Origin of the sequence: Pseudomonas sp. R4-35-07 (assembly GCF_003852235.1) — a bacterium.
Classification (GTDB): Bacteria; Pseudomonadota; Gammaproteobacteria; order Pseudomonadales; family Pseudomonadaceae; genus Aquipseudomonas.
The window spans coordinates 2,381,627-2,406,209 of sequence record NZ_CP027732.1 but is presented as its reverse complement, the minus strand read 5'-3'; the positions used below and the strand labels follow the sequence as shown (position 1 = coordinate 2,406,209).

The window sequence follows — 24,583 nt, the reverse complement described above, 5'->3', positions numbered from 1 at the left end:
AGCCCGCAAAATAACTGCAACTTTTGCCAGCGCCCGATACTCCATTGTTCACTGTCACCTACACTTGCAAGGAGTCACACATGGCCCGCAAAACCGCCGCTCAATCCGTCGAAGATCAAATCAAGGATCAAGCCTTCAGCGAACTGACTTCGCTGATTGAAGAATCCGACAAACTGCTCAAGAGCAGTGCATCACTGGTGGGTGAGGAAGGCGAAACCCTGCGCGAGCAGGTCGCCATCAAACTCAAGCAAGCCCTGGACTCAGTGTCCAACGTCCGTGAGCGCAGCAAGCCGGTAGTCGATGCCACCGAGACTTATATCGGTGGTCACCCCTGGCAGACCGTGGCGATTTCCGCAGGCTTTGGCCTGGTGGTAGGCCTGCTGCTCGGTCGCCGTCACTGATAAGTAGGGGCTGCGCCCAGGGCGCAGCCCCTTCAAATCGCAGCCAACGCTTGCAACTGCTGCAGGTCCTGTACCTCAAGTTCAATCCCCGTTTCCTGCGACTTTGCCCGTGCGCGATGCCGCCGATCGCCCGGCAAGCGCCGCAACCCCGCCGCATGCATCTGCCGCACCAGTTCCTGGCTGCGCACAGCAAAGCTTTGCCCGGCGGTCTTGCTCGGGTCGATCACGATCAGCAGCTGGCCTGTCCACGGTGTACGCGCCCCCGGATGATCAGCCCAACTGAATTCGAACGAAAAATGACCGCCCGTTAACGCGGCCGCCAGCAACTCGACCATCATCGACAGCGCCGAGCCCTTGTGCCCGCCAAACGGCAACAGCGCGCCGCCTTCCAGAATGGCTTTAGGGTCCTGAGTTGGCTGGCCCAGGCTGTCCACGCCCATGCCCGGAGGCAAGCGTTCGCCCTTGCGCGCAGCGATCTGCACGTCGCCATGGGCGATGGCGCTGGTGGCCAGGTCGAACACGATCGGCGGGCCGTCGGCGCGCGGCGCGGCAAAGGCAATGGGGTTGGTGCCGAACAACGGGCGGTCGGCACCGTGGGGCACCACGCAGGTCATGCTGTTGACCACGCTCAAGGCCACCAGGCCCTCGTCGGCAAAAGGCTCAACGTCCGGCCACAGCGCGGCGAAATGGTGGGAGTTGTGGATCGCCAGCAACGCGATCCCGGCGCTGCGGGCCTTGGCCACCAGCAATGGCCGAGCGGCAGCCAGGGCGGGTTGGGCAAACCCATTGCAGGCGTCTACCCGCACGAAACCGCTGGCGACGTCCGTCACCACCGGCAGCGCCTGGCCGTTCACCCAACCGCTGGCGAGCGTGCTGAGGTAGCCGGGCATGCGAAAGATGCCGTGACTATGAGCGCCGTCGCGCTCGGCGCTGGCGCAATTGTTCGCCAGAATCGCCGCGACCTCGGGCGAAGTGCCGTGCTTTACAAACACTGTTTGCAGCAAGGCCACCAGCTCAGTGAAACCGATGAACGCGCTGGCACGATCAACTACCGGGGACTGGGCAGACATCTGTAGCTCCGATTTTATAATTGGTAGAGGCAACAAGAATCCAGACCGCCGATTAAACAACGCTGCCCATGCCTGCTGTCAATGTGCACTTGAACGGTTTACCCAGTTATCTACCGCCACCGGCGCTCGCCCCGTCGCTAGTGTGGGCTTTGACCCTGACCTGATGGACAGCACGCCATGCCAACCCTGGATCCAGCTTATTTTTTTGAAGAGTTCCTGCGCCCCGTCAAACGCAATACCCCAACTGATCGCGAGCGTGAGCTGGGATTCACGGTGAAGGAACTCGATTGGCTGCACACGCTTTACTACGCCAACGATGCCGCTCGACGAGACACCAAGCTCAAAGACCCCATGCTGGCGGAAAGCTTGCAGATCAACCTCATCGGCGCCCCCAAGATCCCCCTGGCCGGCGCGTTTGTGCTGAGCCCGGCGCCAGACACCCATAAAGCAGTGCTGTACACGCCCTATGGCGGAATGGAGCTGTTCGACAGCCATGCTGCTCTGCTCACCGAAGTGCAGGAGCGCTTGAAACAGCCCAGCCAGCGCACGGAGCTGCTGCGGTTTCTGTCGATCAGCCAGCGTAATTCGTTACCGGCCGATGCGCCGTTGATGCTGATCAGCACGGTCATCCCTGGCGCGGTCATGGAACACCAGCAACAGGTGATCCTGGACAACCAGCACAGCAACGTCGAGGCGATGCTCGACCAATTGCGCCAATTGCCCAACCTGTACGACATGCTCGACACGCTGCTCGGCATTATGGCCCGCACCGCCTTTCCGGGCCTGAACCAAGGCGACACGCGGGTTAATTTCTTTAGCCAGGCCGGCACGGAATCGGACAGCCGCTGGGTCGCCTCCCTCCCCCTGCGCGAGGCGTTGCTGCAGTTTTATGCCAGGCAGGGTTGGCCTGCCGAGCAAACGCACCGTTACGTGAACCCGCGTCATGACACCAGCGCCTTTACCCAGGCGCAACAGGACCAGGACGTGCAGCGCTGGGACAATGTCGTCGCGCAAACCAGCGGCATCCTGTCGAAACTGCTGGGCAGTCTATTGCAAACCTACTGGAACGAAGACGCCGTCAGCGGTCAGTCTCGCCTGGCGTTTTTTGCCCGGGTCATCAGCGACAAATTCCGTGCGGACCTGCTGTTCAAGCACCAGAGTTCCATCCTTTCCACCGAGCAAAGCCTTGCGCTGCGGGCGCTGCTGCTACCGACCCGGGCGGTGCGCGTCGCCTCGGCCCGCCCAATGCGCATAGAGAAAGTGCGTGTTCACGCGCTCTATCAACATCAGGTTGAACTGGCCAGCACCCTGATGATCAGCAACGCCGACGCTTACCTGTATACCCAGACCCGTGGCCTGCAGGTGCTGAAGGACCTGGACGACCTCCACGCCACCCTGCTGGCGATGCTCAAGGCTCGCGGCCATGAAGATGAGTTGCTCAACTTTCTATCCGTGGATGAACAGAATGTATTTATCGGCATGGATCAGATACAGGTCACCGGCCTGCCTGTGGCCGACGACCTGTTTCAGGAAATGGTCGAGGACATTATCATCAAACAATTCGACAACATGGAGCATGCGCTGAGGCTTTTCCGACGCAGCGGCGGCACCATCGACCTGGGAGCGCGGCTCGACAGCGCCCTGGATATCCGGTTTATGCTTGACAGCCGTTTGCTCGCGTTATCGGCCGATGGGCGCTGGAGCATGCACCCCGTCACTGGCGGCGACGGCGGCCCCACCACCGTCAAGGCGCAACAGACCAGGCAACATTTACAGCGGCTGGAGGCCGTGCAGACGGCGCTCGCACTCAGGCTCAGCAAGCATCCGACCCTGCACAGCCTGGCGGCGCAGGCGCTGGACGCGCAGTTCAAGAGCAACCATCTGGAAGTGCAAGCCGAAGGAGTGTTCATCAATACCTACGCCACGTCGCCTCAAGCGCGTGAACGGCGTACACCCCTGACCTCGGCAAGTATGGTCGAACACCTGATCGCACGCCTGGCCAGGCAAACGCAAGCACTGTCGCCATCGCCCCTGGCGGGGTTTTACGGCAAGCGCGTTGCGGGCGCCGCTGACAAGCTGAACAGCCTGACGGTGCCCCTCTTCAATCAAATGATCGAGCGGGTCCTCACGACCTTTGCGCAACATGATCTGCCTGCACTGCCCGGCGTGTTCCTGGACAATGAGCGGCCCCCCCTGAGCCGTGGCCTGCTGCAGGGGCTGAGCGGTGAAATGCAACTGCGCCAGTTGGAAAAAAACCTCCCGGCCCCCGCACTGGCACTGCTGGACAGCGTACTCACGGGCGACAGCATGACGCGCCTGAAGCGCCACGGCCTCAACGGTTTCATCCCGGACGCCTTCGGCCTGAGCCTCTACGTCGGCGCCAATACCGCGCCCGCGCCCCTGGCAAGCTGCTTTGTCTTGAGCGAACGGGGCGGACTCGACCCGGTCCATTCCGGCATTGCTGTGCTGTGGTCGCCCCGCGATGGCTATGAGGCCTTTGCCTCGATCGCCACTCTGCTCAATGCCCTGACGCAACGCCTGGCCGATCCCACGCTAAGGCTGCTGTTGTTGGAAAACTTGCCCATCTCCCTGCGCAAGCCCCATCAAACCTACAGGCTCGGCCCCCTGCAACGTATCGATGACCACCTGCTGAACAACCGCCTGGGCAGTTACAACCAACTCATGCGTGCCGAAATCGAGCATGTGCTACTGATGAACTTGAACCCACAGGCGCTGCAGAACTGGCTGGACGCCCTGATGCGACGCGCGCCGCCATCGGGCCTGCATCGCGGCATCGCTGTCGCCCAAGCGATGCTCCACCAGCAAGGGCTGCCGGTGTGGCTGGGCTTGGCGCCCCCTCACGAACAGATCCTGCATGCCGAGCTGCTGGAACAATACCGCCTCAGCGCGCCGCAGCAGCGTGACTACCTTCACGGCATCATGCCGATGCGCGTGCAGGCGGCGCTGAGGCTTTACGACCTGCTCACACTGCGTTTTCCGGGCCAGGTGGTGAATCCGGACAATGTGCTGATCACCCTGCGCACCGACCTCAAGGGGCATACCCAGACCCTGACGGACTTTGCCATGCGCCACTGGCCCGAGCTGCGCGCCGAAGACATCCGCCCCTCTTCGCGTACCGCCCAACCACTGCCGCCTGCGCTGGACGGCAGCGCCGTGGTGCAACTGGTGCGCCAATTGGACCTCAACGGGTTGTATCAGGCGCACCTGACCGCCCATCTGGGCGGCCAGAGCAATGACGCCCTCAAGCGCCGTGATCTGTTCTGTCGGCAGTTGCCGTGGCAAATGCTGCAGTACGCCCATCAACAGAGGCTCGATGAACAGCTGTCGGCCGCGGCGTGGAGCGTGGTCCAGCAGGTCTTCGACATGCCCGATGCCCTGGCCCGCGCCATGATTGACGGGGTGACGGCGGTCGTACGCCCCCTCGAGCTGATCGCTACAGCGGGCGCCACCGCAGCCAACGTCCTGGGCTGCTACCTGATCGGTCCCAAGGCTGGCGCTACTGGCCCCACGCTGCTGTATGCGCCCTACAGCCCCAGGCATCTGCTCAAGGAGTACCCCAGCGAATCGGCCCTGCTCACTGAATTCACCAGCCCAGGGGCGTTGCAGGACTGGCTGGTCAGTCGTCTGCAAGCCCCTCATCAGGCGACCTATCGCAACCTGCTGGGCCAGCAAACGCTTCGCGATTTATCGGACATTCGTCTCGGCTACACGCCCATCTCCGGCAACCTGCTGACACGCCTGTTCGCCGACAACCTCACTCAGTTGTCCCAGATGCTTGCCTGCCAATTCAGCCGGGGCGCCGAGGCGCAGTGGGAGGTGGTCAAGAACCTGCTGAGCGAGGGCATCCCCAACGCTCTCCAATTCATAGCCGGCAAATTGGCGTATCCACTGGTGGTATGGCGCAGCTTCGAGCTGTTCAAGGGCTCGGCCGAAGACCTGCAGCAACACCGCTGGCAACACGCGCTAAAAACGTTTATTGCTGGCGTTGCCGAAATGGCCACCTTGCGCAAGAAACTGGACGGGCTGTTGCCCGACACGGCGACGCCCCCGCCCTCCACCACCGTGGAAGAATGGCTTGCCACCCCTGCGCCACCGGCAATGACCCTGGCCACCCTGGATATGACCGCGCCTCTGCGTACCCGCCTGCGCGTGTACGAAGACACGCGGGTCAATCTTGAGGACTTGAAACAGAGCCCTTTGACCCACGTTTACGAGGATGAGGCCAAAAACCGCCATTTCATTCCGGTGGCCGGCAAGGTCTATCCAGTGAAGAAAGCCGGTCAGCACTGGCGCATGAGCGTGGGCGACCAGCACGGCCCCTACGTGCAGCGCAATGCCCGTGGCGAATGGGTGCTGGACCTAAACCTGCACCACCCGCTTTACGGCAAGACCCTCTCCAAATATATCCACAGGTCATACACCCGCGCGGCCGAGCGCCAATCCATCAATATCGAGGCAGTGGGCATGACGGCTATTGCCGCGCTGTCCAGTTGGAAGGCGCAGTGCATCAACGAAGCACTTAACGTGGCGACGTACTACGCGGTGACGTGCAAACGCAACCTCGTACATTTTGGAGCCCTGCGCGATCCCAACAGCCGCCTCGGGCGTTTTTTCACGGAAATGTTCGGCGTCTTCGCGCTTTCGGCCGAGCAGGTGCGAAGAATCGAAACCAGGGTCGACGAGGTACTCAACGAATTGGTCAACCCCACACTGATCAACCCCGACTCGATGCGGTTCGTCAGCGGTACCCACCACCCTGGCGAAATCGATACCTTTGCCTTTGTACTGCCAGATGACGCGGACAAGAAAATCTACCTGCTGGATCGGTTCTTCGATCCCAAAATGGACGCCTATCAAAATCGATTGACTCTGCCGTTCGACATTTCGGCCCATGCGCGGGCGACCGTGTTGATCCACGAGATAACGCACCTGAGATCCTTGACCGAAGACTTGGTTTACCTCGACAGCATGCGGCCGTTCCCGGACCTGATCAATGTGCAGATCCAGGGCGGCGCTCTGATGAAGACCGACCTGACCCAACTGCGTGAAACCGCCCTGTCGGTCATGACGCCGGCCATGCGGTTGTTCAAGACCCTGGACGAGTTCACCCAGCAATGGAACGACTTTGACAGCGAAGAGGGTACTGGCCCCCTCAAGGACAAGGTCTTGAAAACCACCGGTGCCCGAACCCTGGCCGATGCCCGGTCCATCTTCATGAGCGACGCCAACAAGCGCATCGACACGATCCTGACCAACGCCGACTCGGTCGCCTACCTGATCAGCCATCTGGGCCGGGAGTTGGATCCGGGGGCCTGACAAGCCACCACCCCCGACCCGAGCGCAATGCGCTTCAGAGAGATTCATTCTCATTGATGCGCATTTGCCACGATGGCGGTTCTCGCGGTCCTGCCTGGGAGGTTAGAATGGCCCAAATCAGGATGCGTAAATGACCGACAAGCCGATTTCAGAAGCCGAGTATGACGCCATCACCGACGCCGCCGCGCATTGGTGCATGCGCATGCATGCGGGCGACTGCACGGCGGCGGAGCGTCAAGCCTTTACCCAATGGCACGATGCGCACCCGCTGCATGCTTTCGAATACGCCGCCATGCTGGAAATCTGGGAAGTGGCCGACCACCTGCCCCGCAGCCCGGCGCCGCCCCTGGTGCTACCGTTCAAGCCACGTTCGCGCTGGCGCACCTACGCGGTCGCAGCCGCGATTTGCCTCGCCGCGCTACCCCTGGCCGCGTTCACTGGCTGGGAAGCCGGCTGGTTGCCCAGTTCCTATAAGCGTTTCGAAGCGGTCAACGGTTTGCGCAACATTACCCTCGGCGATGGCAGCCAGGTGGAGTTGAACCTGGGCACTGAACTGGTCTACAGCCAATACAAGGACCAGCGGCGCGTTACGCTGAAAAAGGGTGAAGCGTTTTTCAAGGTCAGCCATGACAGCGCCCACCCCTTCATCGTGCGCGCAGGGGAAGGCCAGGTGCGGGTGACCGGGACTCAGTTCAACGTCTGGAAATACGAAGACAAGGTCCGGGTGATGCTGCTCGAAGGCTCCGTACAGATCTCCAGTGACAACCTGCACCCCGGCGTGCAACTGAGCCCTGGCATGCAGGCCAGCTATCATCAGGGCGACACCACGCCCGAGGTTCAGGCCTTCAACTCCAATGACAGCGCGCTGGCGTGGCGCACGGGCAAGCTGGTGCTCGATAACCTGGCCCTGGCCGACGCCCTGCCGCTGATCAACCGCTACCTGGACAAACCCGCGATGCTGGCGGACGCGGGCACCGGGACCATTCGCATTGGCGGTATCTATAACCTCAGTGAGGTCAACAACCTCATCCCTTCCCTGCCCAAGGTGCTGCCGGTCTACCTGACCCAGAACCAGGATGGCAACCCTGTACTCAACTCCATTCCGCGTAAAACGCCCAAAGGCTGAGCCTGCGGCCACCTGTCCATTTTTGAAACACCCAACTGCGCTGAATCGCCCAGTGGCTGCGGATTCATGGTTTTGTCATGGGCACTGTTTCATCAGTGATACAACTGGCGCGAGCGGCGGAGCATATCGCGCCGCAGGGCGACTGTCTCACGCGTGAAACACCCTAGCCGATCAATCCTCCAGCGCAACTCGCAACACACTGAATCCTGAAGAAAAATAAAAAGCGGCACGCCTTCTGCTCTTTCCCTGACAGCGCTGTTTAGGGTCAGCGTGAATAACAAGGACTGCCGCCGTGAACGCACTCACTCATGCCTCGATAAACGCACTGCTGATCAGTTGCGTGCTCAGCGCTGGCATCAGCCTGCCGAGCCAGGCGGGTGATGGCGTGATCGTGACAGGGCGCACCGTGCAAGGTCATATGTACGGGCGCACCTCGCTTCCCGACCCCTACCCCAGCACCGCCAACGCCAACCCCAGCAAAGAAGTGAACAGCGCCATTTCCGGCGAACTCAGCGATGTGGACATCGACGGTATTCGCAGCGGTTCGAGCCTTGCGCGTTCCCTCCAGCCCAGCGGTAATCAGGCGGGCTTGAGCGCCACGCAAAACGGCATGTCGACCCTGGGCACCGGCGCAGCCGCCGGCCACGGCGCGGGCAGCGGCATGGGTGGGCAGATCAGTGATTCGATCCAGCGCGGCATGACCCCCTTGAATAACCTCGGCAGCATGATGGGGGGCAAGTGATGAAGCGCCTCGTGCTGATGGTGGCGCTGCTGGGCAGCGCGTCGACGATGGCCGACAACACCGCCGTGATCCAAGGCAGCGGTAACCAGTACGAAGGCGTGCTGTCGATCAACCAGGCGGCCGGTAACCAGCAACAGATGTCCAACAGCCGCGCCATTGTCCTCGGCGGCCAGGCCACCAACCTCAACATCCAGAAACTCGACGGCAACGTCGACCCGTCCTTGAACGCCAAGGCGGCGATCCTGGGCACCTCTTTCAGCAACGGCAACGGCGTGCTGGGCATCAACCAGTCGGCCGGGGCCAATAACCAATCGATCAATGCCGTGCGGATCAGTCTCAATCCTGGCCCGCAAAGCATCGATGACAGCGTCCTGTTGCAACAGAACACGACGCAGTTGACCGACTCAGGGCTCACCCCCACCACTGGCAGCCGCCAGGTCGTGACCAGCGACCAGGCCTTCACCGGCAGCCGAGGAGTGATTCAGGTGAACCAGAGTGCCGGGGTGGGGAACCGAGTGGCTAACACCCTGGGTATCACTATCAAGTGAACGCTTGGTAGCACTGGCTGGACCGTACCAACACTTAACCCAACTAATTAGAAGCAAGGAGAAACACCATGAAACCTCAAATGGCTCTGAAACCATTGGTTTTCGCTCTCGCCGCGCTCATGGCTGCCGCCGCTCAAGCAGGGGGTGGCTGGCATCCGGCGCCTCAACCTAGCGGTACTGTTGCCGCTGTGGTCACTGATGTGCAAAAAAGCCAGCACAACAAATTCGACGACACCAACACCGAAAACAACGCCTCTGCCGACGGTTCGGTCACCGGCAACAGCGGTAACGTGGGCGTGAACGTGCAGTCGGGTTCCGGCAACCAGGCTGACAACGCCGGTGCCATCTCCAGTGCCAAAGGCGACTTTGCCACGGTGTTCGCGGTGATCGATGTGGATCAAGGCAGCAGCAACAACAATTTCGTCAACAAAGGCACGCAAAACAACGCTTCACTGGACAGCTCGGTGAACGGCAACTCCGGTAACGTGGGTTACAACGGCCAGGCCGGGCAAGGCAACCAGGGTAAAAACAACCTGGCGATCACCACCGCTGACGGCAAGAACATCGCAGCGGCTTCCAACACCGAGCAGAACTCGCTCAACAACAGCTACCTCAATAGCGCCACCAGCAGTCATGGCTATGGCAAACCGCAATACGTGTCCAACAATGCCAGCCTCGACAATTCGGTTAACCGCAACTCCGGCAACGTGGGTGTGAACCTGCAATCCGGCGCCGGCAACCAAGGCAGCAACAGCCTGTCGATCGGCCAAGGTTGCAGCGTCTGCGCCAGTGGCGTGCGCTTCTGATCCAACGGGGCCTTGGCAACAAGGCCCCTTTTTATTCCAGTGTCCAACAGGTCATTCGATCATGCGCCTCGCGACCCTCACCCTCCTGATGTTACTCACCGGCCCCGCGTGGGCAGGCACCATGGCGATCTCCGCCATGCCTGGCGGTGCGGTGATTTTCAAGAAGGTCGAGAGCATCCGTGAACGCCGGTTCGCCAACCTGGTGGAACAGAAAACCGATTTCAGCTGCGGTGCCGCGGCACTCGCCACCATCCTGCGCCAGGCCTATTGGCTGGACGTCGACGAAGATCACCTCATCAAAGGCATGCTGCTCACTGCCGATCAGGACCTGGTGCGTACCCAGGGTTTTTCCATGCTGGACATGAAGCGCTACCTCGAAAGCATCGGCATGCGTGCCCGGGGCTACAAGATCGCGCCAGACACCCTGATAACCGTGAAAATCCCGGTGGTGGTGTTGCTGGAAATTCGTGGCTACAAGCACTTCGTGGTGATGCAGCGGGCCGATAAGGACTGGGTGTATATCGGCGACCCGGTGCTGGGCCATAAGCGCTATTCGCGGGATGACTTCGTCAAGGGTTGGAATGGCATCGTGTTCGCCGTATTGGGCGAAGGCTACGACAAGACCAACGTGTTGCTCGACCCGCCTGCGCCGCTGACCGCCAAGAACCAGTTGAACGAGTTCCGGCCCGTAGGCGACGCCGAGCTGATGGATTTCGGTTTTATCCAGAGCGACTTCTTCTAGAAGCGCAATAAGGAGCAGGACGCTCCAGGAGCAAAAGATGAACACTTCCCGTTGGCTGACGGTTTTGTGTCTGGCAGCCTCGATGCCCGCTTATGCTTCATCGGGTTTCAAACCGATCGAACTCAAGGATTCGGAAATGGCCGAGCTGCGCGGCCGCTATGTGATGCCGGGGCGAATCATCAGCTTTGGCATTGTCATGAGCAGCACCTGGACCAATGCGGTGGGCGACAGCATCACCGGCAAGGCCAGCCTGCAGCTCGACAAGGCCACCATCACCCCGCAGTTCTACGTACAAACCACCGGCGCGGCGGGGGCTGGGAGCAACCAGGACATCGGCGCCGGCAATGTGGTCGGCGGCGCGGGCCTTGGCAGTGGCCAGGGTGTGATCCAGAGCGTGCGCACCGCTGGCGATGGCAACACCGCCCACAACACGGTGGGCATCAACGTCACCCAGGACGGCTTTGCCCCTGCCAATATTGTGCAGTCCGGGCAGGTATTGGTGGCCGGCGGCACCGTCAGCGGCGACAGCCCGGCAGGTCATGTCAGCGTGTCGGCCAACCATGGCGGCTTGCAGATGGCGATCCAGGCCAACCACAACCAAGGCAACAGCCTGCAGCAGATCGGCGGCGGGAATGTGCTGCAAGGGACGGTTCTGACCGGCAATAGCAACTTCGTCAACAACATGACCCAACTCAACGTCGTGATGAACAATAACGGTTTGAACAACGGCGCGTTGAACTGCAACCTGGATCAACTCAAAGGCCTACGCACGCTCGGTTATTGAACTACGCTGACCCTCGACACTTACGCATCAAAAAGGACGGCTTATTTCATGCATCGATCGATATCGCTCCGCGCGGTGATCTGTTTAAGTACGCTCTTGCCCGCCTCCGTGCTGTATGCCGCACCGGATGCCGATATCGAAACCCTCAAGCGGGAACTCCTGGAACTCAAGCAACGCTACGACGTGCAGCAAAAGGCCCTGGCCGTGCTGGAGCAACGCGTGCGCCAGGTGGAAGATCAACCGCAGACGCCTGCGCCCAGGCGCCTGGCCAAATCCCCCGCCGACTTCAAGAAGGGCGCTACCACCGTCGCTGGCACGGGCGCGGCTGCGGCATCGGGTGGTGCCGGCGGTGGCGGCAGCTCCTACGGCCAGTCACTCAAGGACGATTCCGCCCCCGCGCAAAGCGTGAGCAACCTCTACAATGAGGCCAGCGGCTTTTTCGGCAATGGCAAGTTCAGCCTCGAAACCGGTGTCACCTATGCCCGTTATGACGCCCGCCAGCTGACCCTCAACGGCTTCCTCGCGCTGGACTCGATCTTTCTCGGCAACATCAACCTGGACCGGATCAAATCCGACAGTTGGACCCTGGACCTGACCGGGCGCTACAACGTCGACAATCGCTGGCAGTTCGACCTGAACGTGCCGGTGGTCTACCGCGACTCGACCTATCAGTCCGGCGGCGCCGGCAACGATGCCACGGCCACCTCGGAAGGTTCCGTCACCCGCGACCCGACCATCGGCGACGTCAACTTCGGCGTGGCGTACAAATTCCTCGATGAAACCCCCACCTTGCCGGATGCGGTGGTATCGGTACGGGTGAAGGCGCCGACGGGTAAAGAGCCGTTTGGCATCAAACTGGTCAAGCAGCCCAACAACGACAACCTTTACTTGCCGGAAAGCCTGCCGACGGGCAACGGAGTCTGGTCGATCACGCCGGGCATTTCCCTGGTCAAAACCTTCGACCCTGCCGTGCTGTTCGGCTCGCTGTCGTACACCCACAACTTCGAAGACTCGTTCGATGACATCAGCAGTGAAGTCAATCAAAAGGTCGGCGGCAAAGTGCGCCTGGGTGACAGCTTCCAGCTCGGCGTCGGCGTAGCCTTTGCGCTTAACGAGAAGATGAGTATGTCGTTCTCGGTATCAGACTTGATACAGCGCAAAAGCAAACTCAAGCCCGACGGCGGCGACTGGCAGTCGGTGGTCTCCAGCGATGCCAACGCCGGCTACTTCAACGTGGGCATGACGATTGCCGCATCGGATAACCTGACCATCGTGCCGAACCTGGCGATCGGGATGACCGATGATGCGCCGGACTTTACCTTCAGCCTGAAATTCCCGTATTACTTCTGATTGAGGGGCGAACGCTGTTAAATGTTGATGGTGCAGGGTCAGTGACCTGCTGTGTCAACTGACATACCGCTATCGGGGGCAAGCCCCCTCCCACATTTTGATTCGGTTTCGTCAGCTATTTCATGGACAACCAATATTCCTTGTGGGAGGGGGCTTGCTCCCGATGGCGGCCTGACAGCCGACCAGGATGTTGGATCAAGGCGAGTACATATCCGTTGCTGCGGTAACGGCGGCTTAGGGTTCCGCCCTTACGGCGGCTCACTTTGGAAAAGCGCAAAAGTAAGCAAAACGCTCTTGCCCCACCACTCGGCACCTCGCCTAGGCTCGGTGTGCCCGGAATCCGACAGTGATTTGGGGGGCCGCCGCCACGCGCCATCCATGGCGCGGGGCGGCTAAACCGGCATCCCTGCCGGTTTACCCCCCAAATCACTATCGGATTACGGCCAGCGTGGTTTAACGGGGCGCCTAGATCAAAAGCAAGATCAAGAGCAACTCGCTTCGCATCGTGGTTACCGTAGGCTGCTACAAAGTTGTGTAGATACCTATGGCTATCGGGGGCAAGCCCCCTCCCACATTTTGATTCGGTTTCGTCAGCTATTTCATGGACAACCAATATTCCTTGTGGGAGGGGGCTTGCTCCCGATGGCGGTGTATCAGTAACAGACTGGCTGGCTGAAACAATGCCATCGGGGGCAAGCCCCTCCCACAACCGCCCTAGCGAATCTGGTGCTTATGCAGCAACCGGTAGAACGTCGGCCGCGAAATGCCCAGCACGCGGGCGGCGACGCTGAGGTTATCGCTGTGCCGATGGAGCACATCACACAACGCCTGACGTTCGGCGCGGTGTTTGTAATCTTCCAGTGTCGCCATCGGCAGTGAAGCCGCCTGCTCGCCTTGCAGTCCCAGATCCACCGCTTCGATCTGGCGCCCTTCGGCCAACACCAGGCCACGGCGCACGCGGTTGGCCAACTCACGTACATTGCCTGGCCACAGGTGCTGCCCCATCGCCACCAATGCACCTTCGCTGAAGCTGCGCGGGCGGCGGCCGGTTTCCTGGCTATAGAAGCGCGAAAAGTGATTGGCCAGCATCGCCACGTCACCATGGCGCTCACGCAAGGGGGCCGTGACCACTTGCAGGACGTTCAGGCGGTAATACAGGTCTTCGCGGAAAGTGCCCTTCTCGACAGCGGCCTCAAGGTCTACGTGGGTAGCCGCCAGCACCCGCACATCCACCGGGATAGGCTGGCTGCCGCCGACGCGCTCGATCTGTTTCTCCTGGAGAAACCGCAACAGGTTGGCTTGCAGTTCCATCGGCAGGTCGCCGATTTCATCGAGGAACAGTGTGCCACCGTGGGCGGCCTCGATGCGTCCGACCTTGCGCTGGTGCGCACCAGTGAACGCCCCCTTTTCATGGCCGAAGAGTTCGGATTGGATCAGGTGTTCCGGAATCGCCCCACAGTTGATCGCCACAAACGGCTTGGCGTGCCGCTGCGATTGCCGGTGCAGGGTTTTGGCCACCAGTTCCTTGCCGGTGCCGCTGTCGCCCCGAATCAGTACCGGGGATTCAGTGGGCGCCAACTTCGACAACAACTTGCGCAGTTCACGAATGGGCCGGCTGTCGCCCAGCAGCTCATGCCCAGGCCCACCCACCGGGGGGTTGCCTTTGCCGCGCAGACGCGCCATGCCGAAGGCGCGTCCCAGGGTGACCTGCACCCGCGACACGTCGAACGGCAAGGTGTGGAAGTCAAAGAACCATTCGCAGACGAAATCGCCGACGTTCTGCAGACGCAATACATCCTGGCTGAGTACCGCGATCCACTCGGTGCCGCTTCGGCCAATCAGTTCCTTGACCGCTTCGGGGCGTTCCAGATGACACGGCTGCAACCGCAGCAGACCGACATCGCAGGACCTATCCCCCACCGCTTCCAGGGCACAGCTGTCCACGTCCCATCCGACCGTGCGTAAGCCCGGTAGCAACCCATGGCAATCCGCACACGGGTCGACCACCAGCAAGCGGCGTTGGACGGGGGACACAATCATGAATATTCCTTGGCGTCAGAACAGTAACGTTATTAGAAACAACAGTTTGTGTTGACTGACAGGAACCTTAACAAAATCTTGACGCAGCCTTTGTAACCATTCGCTATAAGTGCGAGCAAAAAGCCACCTATCCTTGAACCGTTAATGCCTGGGTTGAGCTTTTAAAACAGCGACTTACATGACGTTAGTCAGGAAACATTAAAATTTGTTGCTCTAGCATGTGACCCGTACCCCACCATCGCGCATCAGTACAAGTAACCCACCGCACGGTCAGCCCAACCGCCGGTACTCACTTGAATGGGCATAGAGAGAGACGACCCACATGAACGCTCCGCTGCGCATCAACGAAGCTCTTTTGATTGCAGACCGCGCTTTCCAACCCTTTCAGTGCGTGGCCTGGCACGATGGCAATGGCGCCCTCAGCCTGAGCGTCATCGACCGCACCAATACCCGCATCGGCAGCAAACAGCTGTCCTCGAACACTTACACCGACCCGGCGCAACTGGAAAACCTGTTGTTGCAGGCGCGTGCCGAGCTCGACAAAGATGGCTACAAGTTGCAACAGTGGGCAATGCCCAAGTAAGTCGGCAGGTTAACTTCCGATCACTGCACTCGCGTGATCGGAAGTTGGACTTACTTATCGCGCGGTCAGCATAAATCGCTCGAACGCTTCAGCAGCGCCGTCTTCGACATTACTGCCGGTGACGACGCTGGCCTGACGCTTGACGGTTTCTTCCGCCTGGCCCATTGCGATCGATAAACCGGCCACCTGGAACATCGCCGGGTCGTTGCCGCCGTCACCAATGGCCGCCGTTTGCGCAAGCGGCACCCCAAGGTGCGCCGCAATGGTCTTCAAGGCCTCGCCCTTATTGGCCAGCATCGCCGTCACATCCAGGTAAACCGGCTGCGAACGCGACACCTGGGCCAAGCCCTGTACCTTGGGCTGCAATTGCGCCTCCAGCTCCACCAGCAATTGCGTGTTGTTGCTGGCGGCGACGATCTTGTCGACCCGGTCCAGGTACGGCTCGAAACTCTCCACCACCACCGGCCCGTACCCCAGGCCATCGGCTTCGCGCTGCACCATCGGCCCTGGCGGGTCACGACGCAGCCAATCGCCGTCGGCGAACACCCACACTTCCACGTCCGGCTCGGCGGAAAACAGCGCCAACGTCACCAGGGCTGCTTCCGCCGGCAGATGGTGGGCCACCAGGATGCTGCCATCCGGGTTGATCAACGTACCGCCGTTGAAACCCGCCACCGGCACGTCGATGCCAAAGGTCTCGATCAAATGCAGCATGGCCTTGGGTGGTCGCCCGCTGGCCAGGCTGAAAAACACCCCGGCCTCACGCAGCGCGCGCACCGCATCGGCGGTGCGCTGGCTCAGGCTGTGATCCGGATGCAGCAACGTGCCGTCCACGTCACTGAGGATAAAGCGGATGGGATGAATCGCTGCATCACTCATCCGAGGCTGTGCCAGGTGCGACCATCACGGGCCAGCAAGGTGTCGGCCGCCGCCGGGCCATCTTCGCCAGCCTTGTAGGTCTGGATACCGTCATCTTCTTTCCAGGCATCCAGGAACGGCTGCACGGCACGCCAGCCGTTCTCGATGTTGTCGGCGCGCTGGAACAAAGTCTGGTCGCCGGTCATGCAGTCGTAGATCAGCGTCTCGTACCCCGTCGACGGTTGCATCTCGAAGAAATCCTTGTAGTCAAAGCCCAGTTCGATGTTGGCCATCTCCAGGGCCGGCCCAGGCTTTTTCGCCAGCAGGTCGAACCACATGCCTTCATTCGGCTGGATCTGGATTTTCAGGTAGGTGGGCTTGAGCTCATCGACCTCGGTGTCGCGAAATTGCGCGTAAGGCGCCTGCTTGAAGCAGATCACGATCTCGGTGTCGCGGATGCTCATGCGTTTGCCGGTACGCAAGTAGAACGGCACGCCGACCCAGCGCCAGTTGTCGATCATCACCTTCAGCGCGACGAAGGTCTCGGTGCTGCTGTCGGGTGCAACATTGGCTTCTTCACGGTAGCCCGGCAGCGACTTGCCGGCGATTTCACCGGCGGTGTACTGGCCGCGAACGGAATTGGCCCGCGCATCCTCCAGGGACCAGGGGCGGATTGCTCCCACCACCTTGGCCTTCTCCCCGCGCACCGCGTCGGCACCGAAGGCTGCCGGCGGCTCCATGGCAACCATGGCCAGCAACTGGAACAGGTGGTTGGGCACCATGTCCCGCAGGGTGCCGGTTTTTTCGAAGAAACTGCCGCGGGTTTCCACGCCGACCGTTTCCGCAGCGGTGATTTGCACATGATCGATGTAATGATTGTTCCAGAACGCTTCGAACAGCACGTTGGAAAAACGGCTGATCAGGATGTTCTGCACCGTTTCCTTGCCCAGGTAATGGTCGATGCGATAGATCTGTTTCTCGCTCATCACCTTGAGCAGGCACGCATTCAAGGCTTCGGCGGAGGCCAGGTCGGAACCGAAAGGTTTCTCGATGACCACGCGGCGGAAGCCCTCCTCGGTTTCATTGAGCAACCCGGCGCTGCCCAGGCGTTGCACCACTTCACTGAAGAAGCGCGGCGCGGTCGCGAGGTAGAACACGGCATTGGCGGTGCCGCTGTCGGCAATTTTCTGCGCGATATCCGCGTAGGTGCTGTCGTCGAGGAAGTCGCCCTCGACGTAGCTGATGCCTTTGGCCAACTGGGCCCACAGGTGTGGGTCCAGCGCATTGTCGGCATTTCCCCGGACTTTGCTGGCCGCCTCGGTGCGAATGAAATCCTCGAGCTTCTTGGCAAAGTCCGCGTCGCTGACGGCGTTGTGATCAACGCCCACGATACGCAGGCCATCGCCCAGCAACCCGTCGCGGCTCAGGTTGTACAGCGCCGGCATCAGCAGGCGCTTGACCAGGTCGCCATGGGCGCCAAACAGGAACAATGTAGTGGGTGGAGCGGGTTCGGCCTTGGGTTTCTTGCCGTTGGCGGTCATTTTTTGGAAGTCTCCACGTGGCCGCCAAAGCCGAAGCGCATGGCCGAGAGCATTTTGTCACCGTAGGTGCTCTGCTGGCGCGAACGGAAACGGGCGAACAGCGAGGTAGACAGCACCGGTACCGGCACCGCTTGCTCCATGGCCGCTTCGATGGTCCAGCGGCCTTCGCCACTGTCGGCCACGGAGCCGGAGTAGCCGTCGAGTTTCGGGTCGGTGGCCAGCGCATCGGCGGTCAGGTCCAGCAGCCACGACGACACCACGCTGCCACGGCGCCAGACTTCGGCGATGTCGGCCACGTTCAGGTCAAAGCGCTGATCTTCAGGCAGGTTTTCCGAGTTCTTGGTCTTGAGGATGTCAAAACCTTCGGCAAACGCCTGCATCATTCCGTACTCAATGCCGTTATGGATCATCTTGACGAAGTGACCGGAGCCCGCTGGGCCAGCATGGATATAACCCTGCTCGGCACGTGGGTCGGCAGAAGCCGAACGGTCCTTGGTGCGAGGGATGCTGCCTATACCGGGAGCGAGGCTCTTGAAGATCGGGTCGAGGCGCTGCACGGTTTCCACGTCGCCGCCAATCATCATGCAGTAGCCACGTTCCAGGCCCCAGACACCGCCGGAAGTGCCGACGTCAACATAGTGCAGGCCCTTTTCCGCCAGGGCCTTGCCGCGACGCACGTCGTCCTTGTAATTGGTATTGCCGCCGTCGATGATCACGTCACCGCTTTCCAGCAGCTCACTGAGTTCATTGATGGTGTCTTCGGTCGGCGCGCCCGCCGGCAGCATCACCCATACCGCGCGCGGCTTTTGCAGGCCGGCCACCAGGGCCTCCAGGCCGGCGACGCCGGTGGCGCCCTCCTCGCTCAAGCCCTTTACGAATGCTTCATTACGGTCATAAACAACGGTGGAATGCCCATTGAGCATCAGGCGCCGCGCAATATTACCGCCCATGCGGCCTAGTCCGATAATCCCCAGTTGCATGTGCTGATGCTCCTAACTGCAAAAAAATGTGTGACATAGTTTATAGCGCAATGAGGCTAATGAGGGTTAGTCCAGAGCGGATCCGTGTAGTTTCATGGCAAAAAAGTTGCCATCATTTCACCATCACCCCTGTAAAAGTCACACGACCACCAAAAATAAAAAAGTTCCCTTGATGTGAAAAAGAATTCAGACTTACCTCCGACTGTTGCCGCGAACCGATTCGGCAGCGCCGTTGACCGCTATTTGCGAGGTAAGCAATGAGCACAGCACAGATGACCCGACCGCCTCAGACCCTCTACGTCAGCATCCGCCGCGATGAATTGCGCCAGTTGAAGGACGAGCGCGATCAGTTGCAACAGGAAGTCCTGCGTCTGCGTTCACATCTGCAGGCCCAGCTTGAACTGCCGTCCGGCGCCAAGCCCGCGCTCTGCTGACCCGCCCTGGCGAGCCGGTAAGGCCATACCTACAGAAAACTCACAAAGTTTTCACACACTTATCCCGATACTCCCGCCCGCGATGCCGCTCACTGTCTGAGCGGCCCGATGTCGCGCGCCTGTGCGCGACGATTATTTTCTGATGGGGCGCTGGATGGCGATGTTCAAACGCAGCACGACGACTGCGAAAGGCTTTGATTGGGCCGGCCTTGGCTGGTTATTCCTGTTTTTCTGGTATTTCTCCGGGATTACCCAACTTCTTATCCAACTGACCGGCACGTCCGGCTTCAGCGGTTTCCGCCAGGCGTTCTTCATGAGTGCGCTGTGGCTGGCGCCGATGTTGCTGTTCCCCCGGCAAACACGCCTGCTCGCTGCCTTGATCGGCGTGGTGTTGTGGGCCTGTTCGATGGCCAGCCTGGGTTATTTCTTCATTTACCAGCAGGAATTTTCCCAGAGCGTCATATTCATTATGTTCGAGTCGAACATTTCTGAAGCGGGCGAGTACGCCACCCAGTACTTTGCCTGGTGGATCGTGCTGGCGTTCATCGCCCACACCGCCTTCGCGATTTTCCTGTGGACACGCCTGCGCCCGGTGTACTTGCCGCGTGGCCAGTCGATCGTGGCGGCGATCGCCATTGTACTGGCCGTGGTCGGCTACCCGCTGGTCAAGCAGATCGCTACCAGCGAAACCATGGAACTGGCCATCGACCGCTTCGAAACCCGGATCGAACCGGCCGTGCCATGGCAGATGATCGTCGCCTACCGCCGCTACACCGAACAGCTGGACAATATGCAAGGCATGCTGACCAGTGCCAGCCAGATCCCACCGCTGAAGAACCTGAAGGACAGCATGGCCGGCCAGCCGTCCACCCTGGTGCTGGTGATCGGCGAATCCACCAACCGCCAGCGCATGAGCCTGTATGGTTACCCGCGTAACACCACGCCGGAACTGGACAAGCTGCGCGACCAACTGGCGGTGTTCGACAACGTCATTACACCGCGCCCGTACACCATTGAAGCGCTGCAGCAGGTACTGACCTTCGCCGACGAAGAAAACCCCGACCTGTACCTCAAGACGCCGTCGATCGTCAGCGTGATGAAACAGGCCGGCTACAAGACCTTCTGGATCACCAACCAGCAAACCATGACCAAGCGCAACACCATGCTCACGACCTTTTCCGAACAGGCCGACGAGCAGGTGTACCTCAACAACAACCGGAACCAGAACGCCCGCCAATACGACGGCGATGTACTGGCCCCGTTTTCCAAGGCCCTGGCCGATACCGCCGAGCGCAAGTTCATCGTGGTGCACCTGTTGGGCACGCACATGAGCTACCAGTACCGTTATCCGCAGACGTTCGACAAGTTCACCGACCGCCAGGGCGTGCCGCCCGGTGTCAGCGATGCACAATTGCCAACGTACAACAGCTATGACAACGCGGTGCTGTACAACGACTTCGTGGTGTCGAGCCTGATCAAGGACTACGCCAAGACCGACCCCAACGGCTTCCTGCTGTATCTGTCGGACCACGGCGAGGACGTGTTCGACTCGGCCGGCCATGACACCCTGGGCCGCAACGAAGGCAAGCCGACCGCGCCGATGTACACCATTCCCTTCATGGCCTACGCCTCGCCCAAGTGGCGCGAAAGCCACGATTGGAGCTTCGCCGGCGACCTGCAACGGCCTTACAGCAGTTCGCAGTTGATCCACACCTGGGCGGACCTGGCAGGTTTGAGTTTCGATGAACTGGACCACAGCAAAAGCCTGGTCAGCGACAGCTTCAAGCCGCGCCCCTTGCTGATCGGCAACCCTTACGAGACCAAGCAGAAGGCCTTGATTGACTTCAGTCTGATCAAGCCGAAAAAGGCCGACAGCACCGACGTGGTGGTCAAGTAACCCAGCAACCTGTAACAAGAAGATAACAATCATTCTCGTTAAAGCCTAAAGTTCCGCGCCTCCTTTCGTCTTTGAGCCATGCCCACCCCATCCGGGGCGGTCTCAAAGACGACAAGGAGTTTGCCGCGATGCTCGCGCCGTTTACCCGTTCCATCACCTTTACCCTTGGCCTGTTCAGCCTTGTGCTGAGCCCTGAACTGCTGGCCGAAACCGATCCCGAACATGCCCCCGCCAACGCCCTCGAACTGGGCGCCACCACGGTCACTGCCGAAGGCCTGGGTGCGACCACCGAGCACACCGGCGCCTACACCACTGGCTCCATGAACACCGCCACTCGCCTGAACCTGTCGATCAAGGAAACGCCGCAATCGATCTCGGTGATCACGCGCCAGCAGATGGACGATTTCAACCTCAACACCCTGACCGATGTGTTGCGCCAGACCACCGGTGTCAACGTCCAGCACAATGATTCGGACCGCGTGTCCTATACCGCCCGTGGTTACGGCATCAGCAATTTCCAGATTGACGGAATGCTCAACACCTTCGGCTACATGAAGAGCGACGCCGACACCATTATCTATGACCGGATCGAAGTGGTTCGCGGCGCCACCGGCCTGACGACGGGCGCGGGTGACCCCTCGGCCACCGTCAACATGGTACGCAAGCGCCCTACCGCCCAATGGCAGGCGAAAACCGGGATCAGCGGCGCTACCCATGACAACTACTACAGCTACCTCGACGTCGGCGGCCCGCTGGCCTTCGACGGCAAACTGCGCGGGCGCAGCGTCCTGGCCTACCGCGACAGCAAATCCTTTCGCGACAACTATGCCCTGCAGCGGGCGGTCGGCTACGGCATTCTCGAGGGTGACCTTTCCGACGACACCGTGCTGGCCGTAGGCTTTGATTACCAGGACAAGCAGGTACAAGGCACCTCCTGGGGCACCGTGCCGTACTGGAACAGCCAGGGCGGCAAGGCCGGACTGTCGCGCTCCACCAATATGGCGGCGCACTGGAGTTCCTGGCCATTGACCGACAAAACCACCTTCGCCACCCTCGATCATCGGTTGGGCGGCGACTGGCACCTGAAGGCGGCCTACACCCATCGCCAGAGCGATACCGATGGCAAGGTGTATTACGGCGGCGCGGGGTTCCCCAACGCCGACCGCAGCGGCATGACGGCCTGGGCCAGCCATATGCGCGGCACCTCGAGAATGGAAGCCATCGATCTCAACCTGGCCGGCAGCTACGCGTTGCTGGGCCGTGAACACGCGCTGATGATGGGTTATGGCGAGGCCGCGCAGCGGGACAGTTCGCCCTTCATGCGCACCGACCTGCCCTCCAGCTACTACTCCATCGAGGACTGGAAACACATGGGCGGCATCGGCAAGTTCAGCGATTACGTCACCGACCTCAAGGGTGAGCACAGCAAGAAACAACAGAAAGCCGGTTACCTCGCGACTCGACTGAGCCTGACTGACCGCCTGCACGCCGTACTCGGCAGCCGCTACGGCAGTTGGGAACTGCAAAGCGCTACCCCCAAATACGACGCCAACGATCAACTGACCGCGTCCGGCAAAACCGGACAAACCCATAACGACATGTGGACGCCCTACGCCGGGCTGCTTTACGACATCACGCCGCAATACACCCTCTACGCGAGTTACACCGACATTTTCAAGCCGCAGGATGCGCGTGATGCCAACAAGAAATACCTGGAACCGGTGGTGGGCAGCAACTATGAGGTGGGGCTCAAGGGCAGCGTACTCGACGAGCGTCTGAACCTGGCCGCCGCGTATTTCTGGAGCACCCAGGACAATGTCGCCGAACGGGACAACTCGGTGCCGCGCAACCCGGCCACCGGTGAGGAGTACTACAAGTCCGGCGGCAAGGGCAACAAGGTGAACGGGTTCGAGCTGGAAGCGGCCGGGGAAATCACACCGGACTGGAACCTAACTGCGGGCTACACCTACACTCATTCGGTGAACGGCGCAGGCACGCGCAACAACACCGGCCAGCCGTTGAACCTGTTGAAGTTATCCAGCGCTTATCGTCTGCCGGGGGCCTGGCGCAATCTGACCGTGGGCGGCGCGGTGAATTGGCAGAGCGAGATGTATGACTTCGGCGACCGCCCCACGGGGGCGCGCAACAGCGAAGGCAGACCGATAACCACGCGGGAGAAAATCACGCAACAGGGCTACACCGTGGTCAACCTGATGTCGCGCTACCAGTTCGATGAACATGTTACGGCGTCGGTTAATGTCAACAATCTATTTGATAAGAAATATTACGAACGCGTTGGCTTTTATAATGGTGTGTATTGGGGCGATCCACGTTCGGTCACGCTGGCACTTGACTGGAGGCTATAACGGCCCCTCGCAAAGTTAACAAAATTGTTAACTTCGCAGGTGAACTTCGTTAATTCCCACTTAATAGGATAACGCCATAGTCGCCCCACGATCAGATCAGGGAGTGACCGATCACCTATCAATCTAATGGGAATACCGCCTTGAAACTCTCGACTTTGATGCTTGCCAGCCTGATGACCCTGACCTCCGCCGCCGCCTTTGCAGAAGGCGGTTCAGAGCGCTCAAAGGAGTTTTACAACAACTTCAGCTTCATCCAGGAAAAAACCCACGGCAAGGCTGAACAACAAGTTGCGTCCGCCGATGGTAAACCGGTTAAAGCCACTACTGCCGAAACAGCACAACCCAATAGTTAATTAATGCTGAGTTAATCCGCACCACCCTCTGCCATTGCGCTCCCTTGGCAAAGGTTTATCAGGCGCCATTCAATGGCGCCTTTTTTTTTGCAATTTTTTTATTACAGTGCCTTGTTCCAGAACAACATACGGCCATGGGCAGGATCAAAAACCGAATCGTCGAAACCGAACTTGCGATACGCCGACTGTGCCAACTCATTGCCTTCAAGCACTTCCAGGGTGATTTTGCAGCACCCGCGCTGCCGGGCGATTTCCTCGACCTTCTGCAGCATTTTCTGGCTCAAGCCCAAGCCACGAAACTGTTTCGCCACCACCACATCATGGACGTTGACCAAGGGTCGACAAGCGAATGTCGAGAAGCCCTCGAAGCAATTGACCAGCCCGGCTGGCTCACCCCCGACGAACGCCAGCACACTGAACGCATAGGGGCGCTTGGCCAGTTCCCCAGGCAATTGCTGCAACAGGTCGGCTTGCAACGTGTGGCCGCCGCCCATTGGATCTTCAGCATAGTGGTTGAGCAGCGAGCCGATGGCATCCGCGTGCACGGCGTTGGTGTAGCTGGCTTGCAGCACCAGGATGTCTGGGGTGTCCATTTCCGTCCTCGATAACGACAACCAGGGAATCG

At 60.2% G+C, this 24,583-nt stretch carries 20 protein-coding genes; 14 read left to right on the top strand and 6 right to left on the bottom strand.

Annotated elements, in window-relative coordinates; genetic code table 11:
• Nucleotides 1-80: 80 nt before the first annotated feature.
• The gene (locus C4J89_RS11160; RefSeq protein ID WP_124362397.1) at nucleotides 81-401 is read left to right on the top strand and encodes a YqjD family protein; all 321 of its coding nucleotides are present in this window, start codon (nucleotides 81-83) and stop codon (nucleotides 399-401) included.
• 32 nt (nucleotides 402-433) lie between these two features.
• On the opposite strand, the gene C4J89_RS11155 is transcribed toward C4J89_RS11160, so the two are convergent.
• Nucleotides 434-1,471, bottom strand: a complete 1,038-nt coding sequence (locus C4J89_RS11155; protein WP_124414409.1) for an Ldh family oxidoreductase — start codon at nucleotides 1,469-1,471, stop codon at nucleotides 434-436.
• A gap of 177 nt (nucleotides 1,472-1,648) precedes the next feature.
• Here C4J89_RS11155 and C4J89_RS11150 point away from each other — a divergent pair, with 177 nt between their 5' ends.
• The 8 genes from C4J89_RS11150 to C4J89_RS11115 all read left to right on the top strand — a co-directional run bounded on the left by C4J89_RS11150 (nucleotide 1,649) and on the right by C4J89_RS11115 (nucleotide 12,906).
• The gene (locus C4J89_RS11150; RefSeq protein ID WP_124414408.1) at nucleotides 1,649-6,808 is read left to right on the top strand and encodes a dermonecrotic toxin domain-containing protein; all 5,160 of its coding nucleotides are present in this window, start codon (nucleotides 1,649-1,651) and stop codon (nucleotides 6,806-6,808) included.
• A gap of 130 nt (nucleotides 6,809-6,938) precedes the next feature.
• On the top strand, nucleotides 6,939-7,934 hold the full coding sequence (locus C4J89_RS11145) for a FecR family protein (RefSeq protein WP_124414407.1): 996 nt from the start codon (nucleotides 6,939-6,941) through the stop codon (nucleotides 7,932-7,934).
• A 292-nt stretch (nucleotides 7,935-8,226) separates the two neighbouring features.
• Nucleotides 8,227-8,676, top strand: coding sequence for a hypothetical protein (locus C4J89_RS11140; RefSeq protein ID WP_124414406.1), 450 nt, complete (start codon nucleotides 8,227-8,229; stop codon nucleotides 8,674-8,676).
• A complete protein-coding gene (locus tag C4J89_RS11135; protein ID WP_124362393.1) occupies nucleotides 8,676-9,224 on the top strand; it encodes an adhesin in 549 nt (182 codons plus the stop codon). The genes C4J89_RS11140 and C4J89_RS11135 overlap by 1 nt, the downstream gene beginning before the upstream one ends.
• 68 nt (nucleotides 9,225-9,292) lie before the next feature.
• Nucleotides 9,293-10,030 (top strand): hypothetical protein, encoded by a 738-nt coding sequence (locus C4J89_RS11130; protein WP_124362392.1) that lies wholly within the window; start codon nucleotides 9,293-9,295, stop codon nucleotides 10,028-10,030.
• Between the two features lie 61 nt (nucleotides 10,031-10,091).
• Nucleotides 10,092-10,772, top strand: a complete 681-nt coding sequence (locus tag C4J89_RS11125) for a C39 family peptidase (RefSeq protein WP_124366640.1) — start codon at nucleotides 10,092-10,094, stop codon at nucleotides 10,770-10,772.
• Between the two features lie 37 nt (nucleotides 10,773-10,809).
• Nucleotides 10,810-11,556, top strand: coding sequence for a hypothetical protein (locus C4J89_RS11120; RefSeq protein WP_124362390.1), 747 nt, complete (start codon nucleotides 10,810-10,812; stop codon nucleotides 11,554-11,556).
• A gap of 48 nt (nucleotides 11,557-11,604) precedes the next feature.
• Complete coding sequence (locus C4J89_RS11115) at nucleotides 11,605-12,906, top strand: autotransporter outer membrane beta-barrel domain-containing protein (RefSeq protein ID WP_124414405.1); 1,302 nt, start codon at nucleotides 11,605-11,607, stop codon at nucleotides 12,904-12,906.
• 714 nt (nucleotides 12,907-13,620) lie between these two features.
• On the opposite strand, the gene C4J89_RS11110 is transcribed toward C4J89_RS11115, so the two are convergent.
• Nucleotides 13,621-14,946, bottom strand: a complete 1,326-nt coding sequence (locus tag C4J89_RS11110; RefSeq protein WP_124414404.1) for a sigma-54 dependent transcriptional regulator — start codon at nucleotides 14,944-14,946, stop codon at nucleotides 13,621-13,623.
• Between the two features lie 322 nt (nucleotides 14,947-15,268).
• On the opposite strand from C4J89_RS11110, the gene C4J89_RS11105 reads away from it, so the two are divergent.
• Nucleotides 15,269-15,529, top strand: coding sequence for a hypothetical protein (locus C4J89_RS11105; protein WP_124362387.1), 261 nt, complete (start codon nucleotides 15,269-15,271; stop codon nucleotides 15,527-15,529).
• Between the two features lie 54 nt (nucleotides 15,530-15,583).
• On the opposite strand, the gene C4J89_RS11100 is transcribed toward C4J89_RS11105, so the two are convergent.
• From C4J89_RS11100 to gnd, 3 genes are read right to left on the bottom strand one after another with little or no spacing between them, the layout of a single operon-like run.
• Nucleotides 15,584-16,408, bottom strand: coding sequence for an HAD family hydrolase (locus tag C4J89_RS11100; RefSeq protein WP_124362386.1), 825 nt, complete (start codon nucleotides 16,406-16,408; stop codon nucleotides 15,584-15,586).
• On the bottom strand, nucleotides 16,405-17,928 hold the full coding sequence (zwf, locus tag C4J89_RS11095; protein WP_124414403.1) for a glucose-6-phosphate dehydrogenase: 1,524 nt from the start codon (nucleotides 17,926-17,928) through the stop codon (nucleotides 16,405-16,407). Before zwf ends, C4J89_RS11100 begins: the two co-directional genes overlap by 4 nt.
• Nucleotides 17,925-18,908 carry a phosphogluconate dehydrogenase (NAD(+)-dependent, decarboxylating) gene (gnd, locus tag C4J89_RS11090; RefSeq protein WP_124362384.1) on the bottom strand — a complete coding sequence of 328 codons (984 nt, stop codon included), beginning with the start codon at nucleotides 18,906-18,908 and terminating at the stop codon, nucleotides 17,925-17,927. Before gnd ends, zwf begins: the two co-directional genes overlap by 4 nt.
• Before the next feature lie 272 nt (nucleotides 18,909-19,180).
• Here gnd and C4J89_RS26915 point away from each other — a divergent pair, with 272 nt between their 5' ends.
• The 4 genes from C4J89_RS26915 (at nucleotide 19,181) to C4J89_RS11075 (ending at nucleotide 23,958) form a co-directional block, all read left to right on the top strand.
• A complete protein-coding gene (locus C4J89_RS26915; RefSeq protein ID WP_163001709.1) occupies nucleotides 19,181-19,342 on the top strand; it encodes a DUF6026 family protein in 162 nt (53 codons plus the stop codon).
• 154 nt (nucleotides 19,343-19,496) lie between these two features.
• Nucleotides 19,497-21,239, top strand: a complete 1,743-nt coding sequence (locus C4J89_RS11085; protein ID WP_124414402.1) for a phosphoethanolamine transferase CptA — start codon at nucleotides 19,497-19,499, stop codon at nucleotides 21,237-21,239.
• A 128-nt stretch (nucleotides 21,240-21,367) separates the two neighbouring features.
• Nucleotides 21,368-23,605 carry a TonB-dependent siderophore receptor gene (locus tag C4J89_RS11080; RefSeq protein WP_124414401.1) on the top strand — a complete coding sequence of 746 codons (2,238 nt, stop codon included), beginning with the start codon at nucleotides 21,368-21,370 and terminating at the stop codon, nucleotides 23,603-23,605.
• Nucleotides 23,606-23,745: 140 nt separating this feature from the next.
• The gene (locus C4J89_RS11075; protein WP_124362381.1) at nucleotides 23,746-23,958 is read left to right on the top strand and encodes a hypothetical protein; all 213 of its coding nucleotides are present in this window, start codon (nucleotides 23,746-23,748) and stop codon (nucleotides 23,956-23,958) included.
• Between the two features lie 101 nt (nucleotides 23,959-24,059).
• Here C4J89_RS11075 and C4J89_RS11070 read toward each other — a convergent pair whose 3' ends face one another.
• On the bottom strand, nucleotides 24,060-24,551 hold the full coding sequence (locus C4J89_RS11070; RefSeq protein ID WP_124362380.1) for a GNAT family N-acetyltransferase: 492 nt from the start codon (nucleotides 24,549-24,551) through the stop codon (nucleotides 24,060-24,062).
• Nucleotides 24,552-24,583 lie beyond the last annotated feature (32 nt).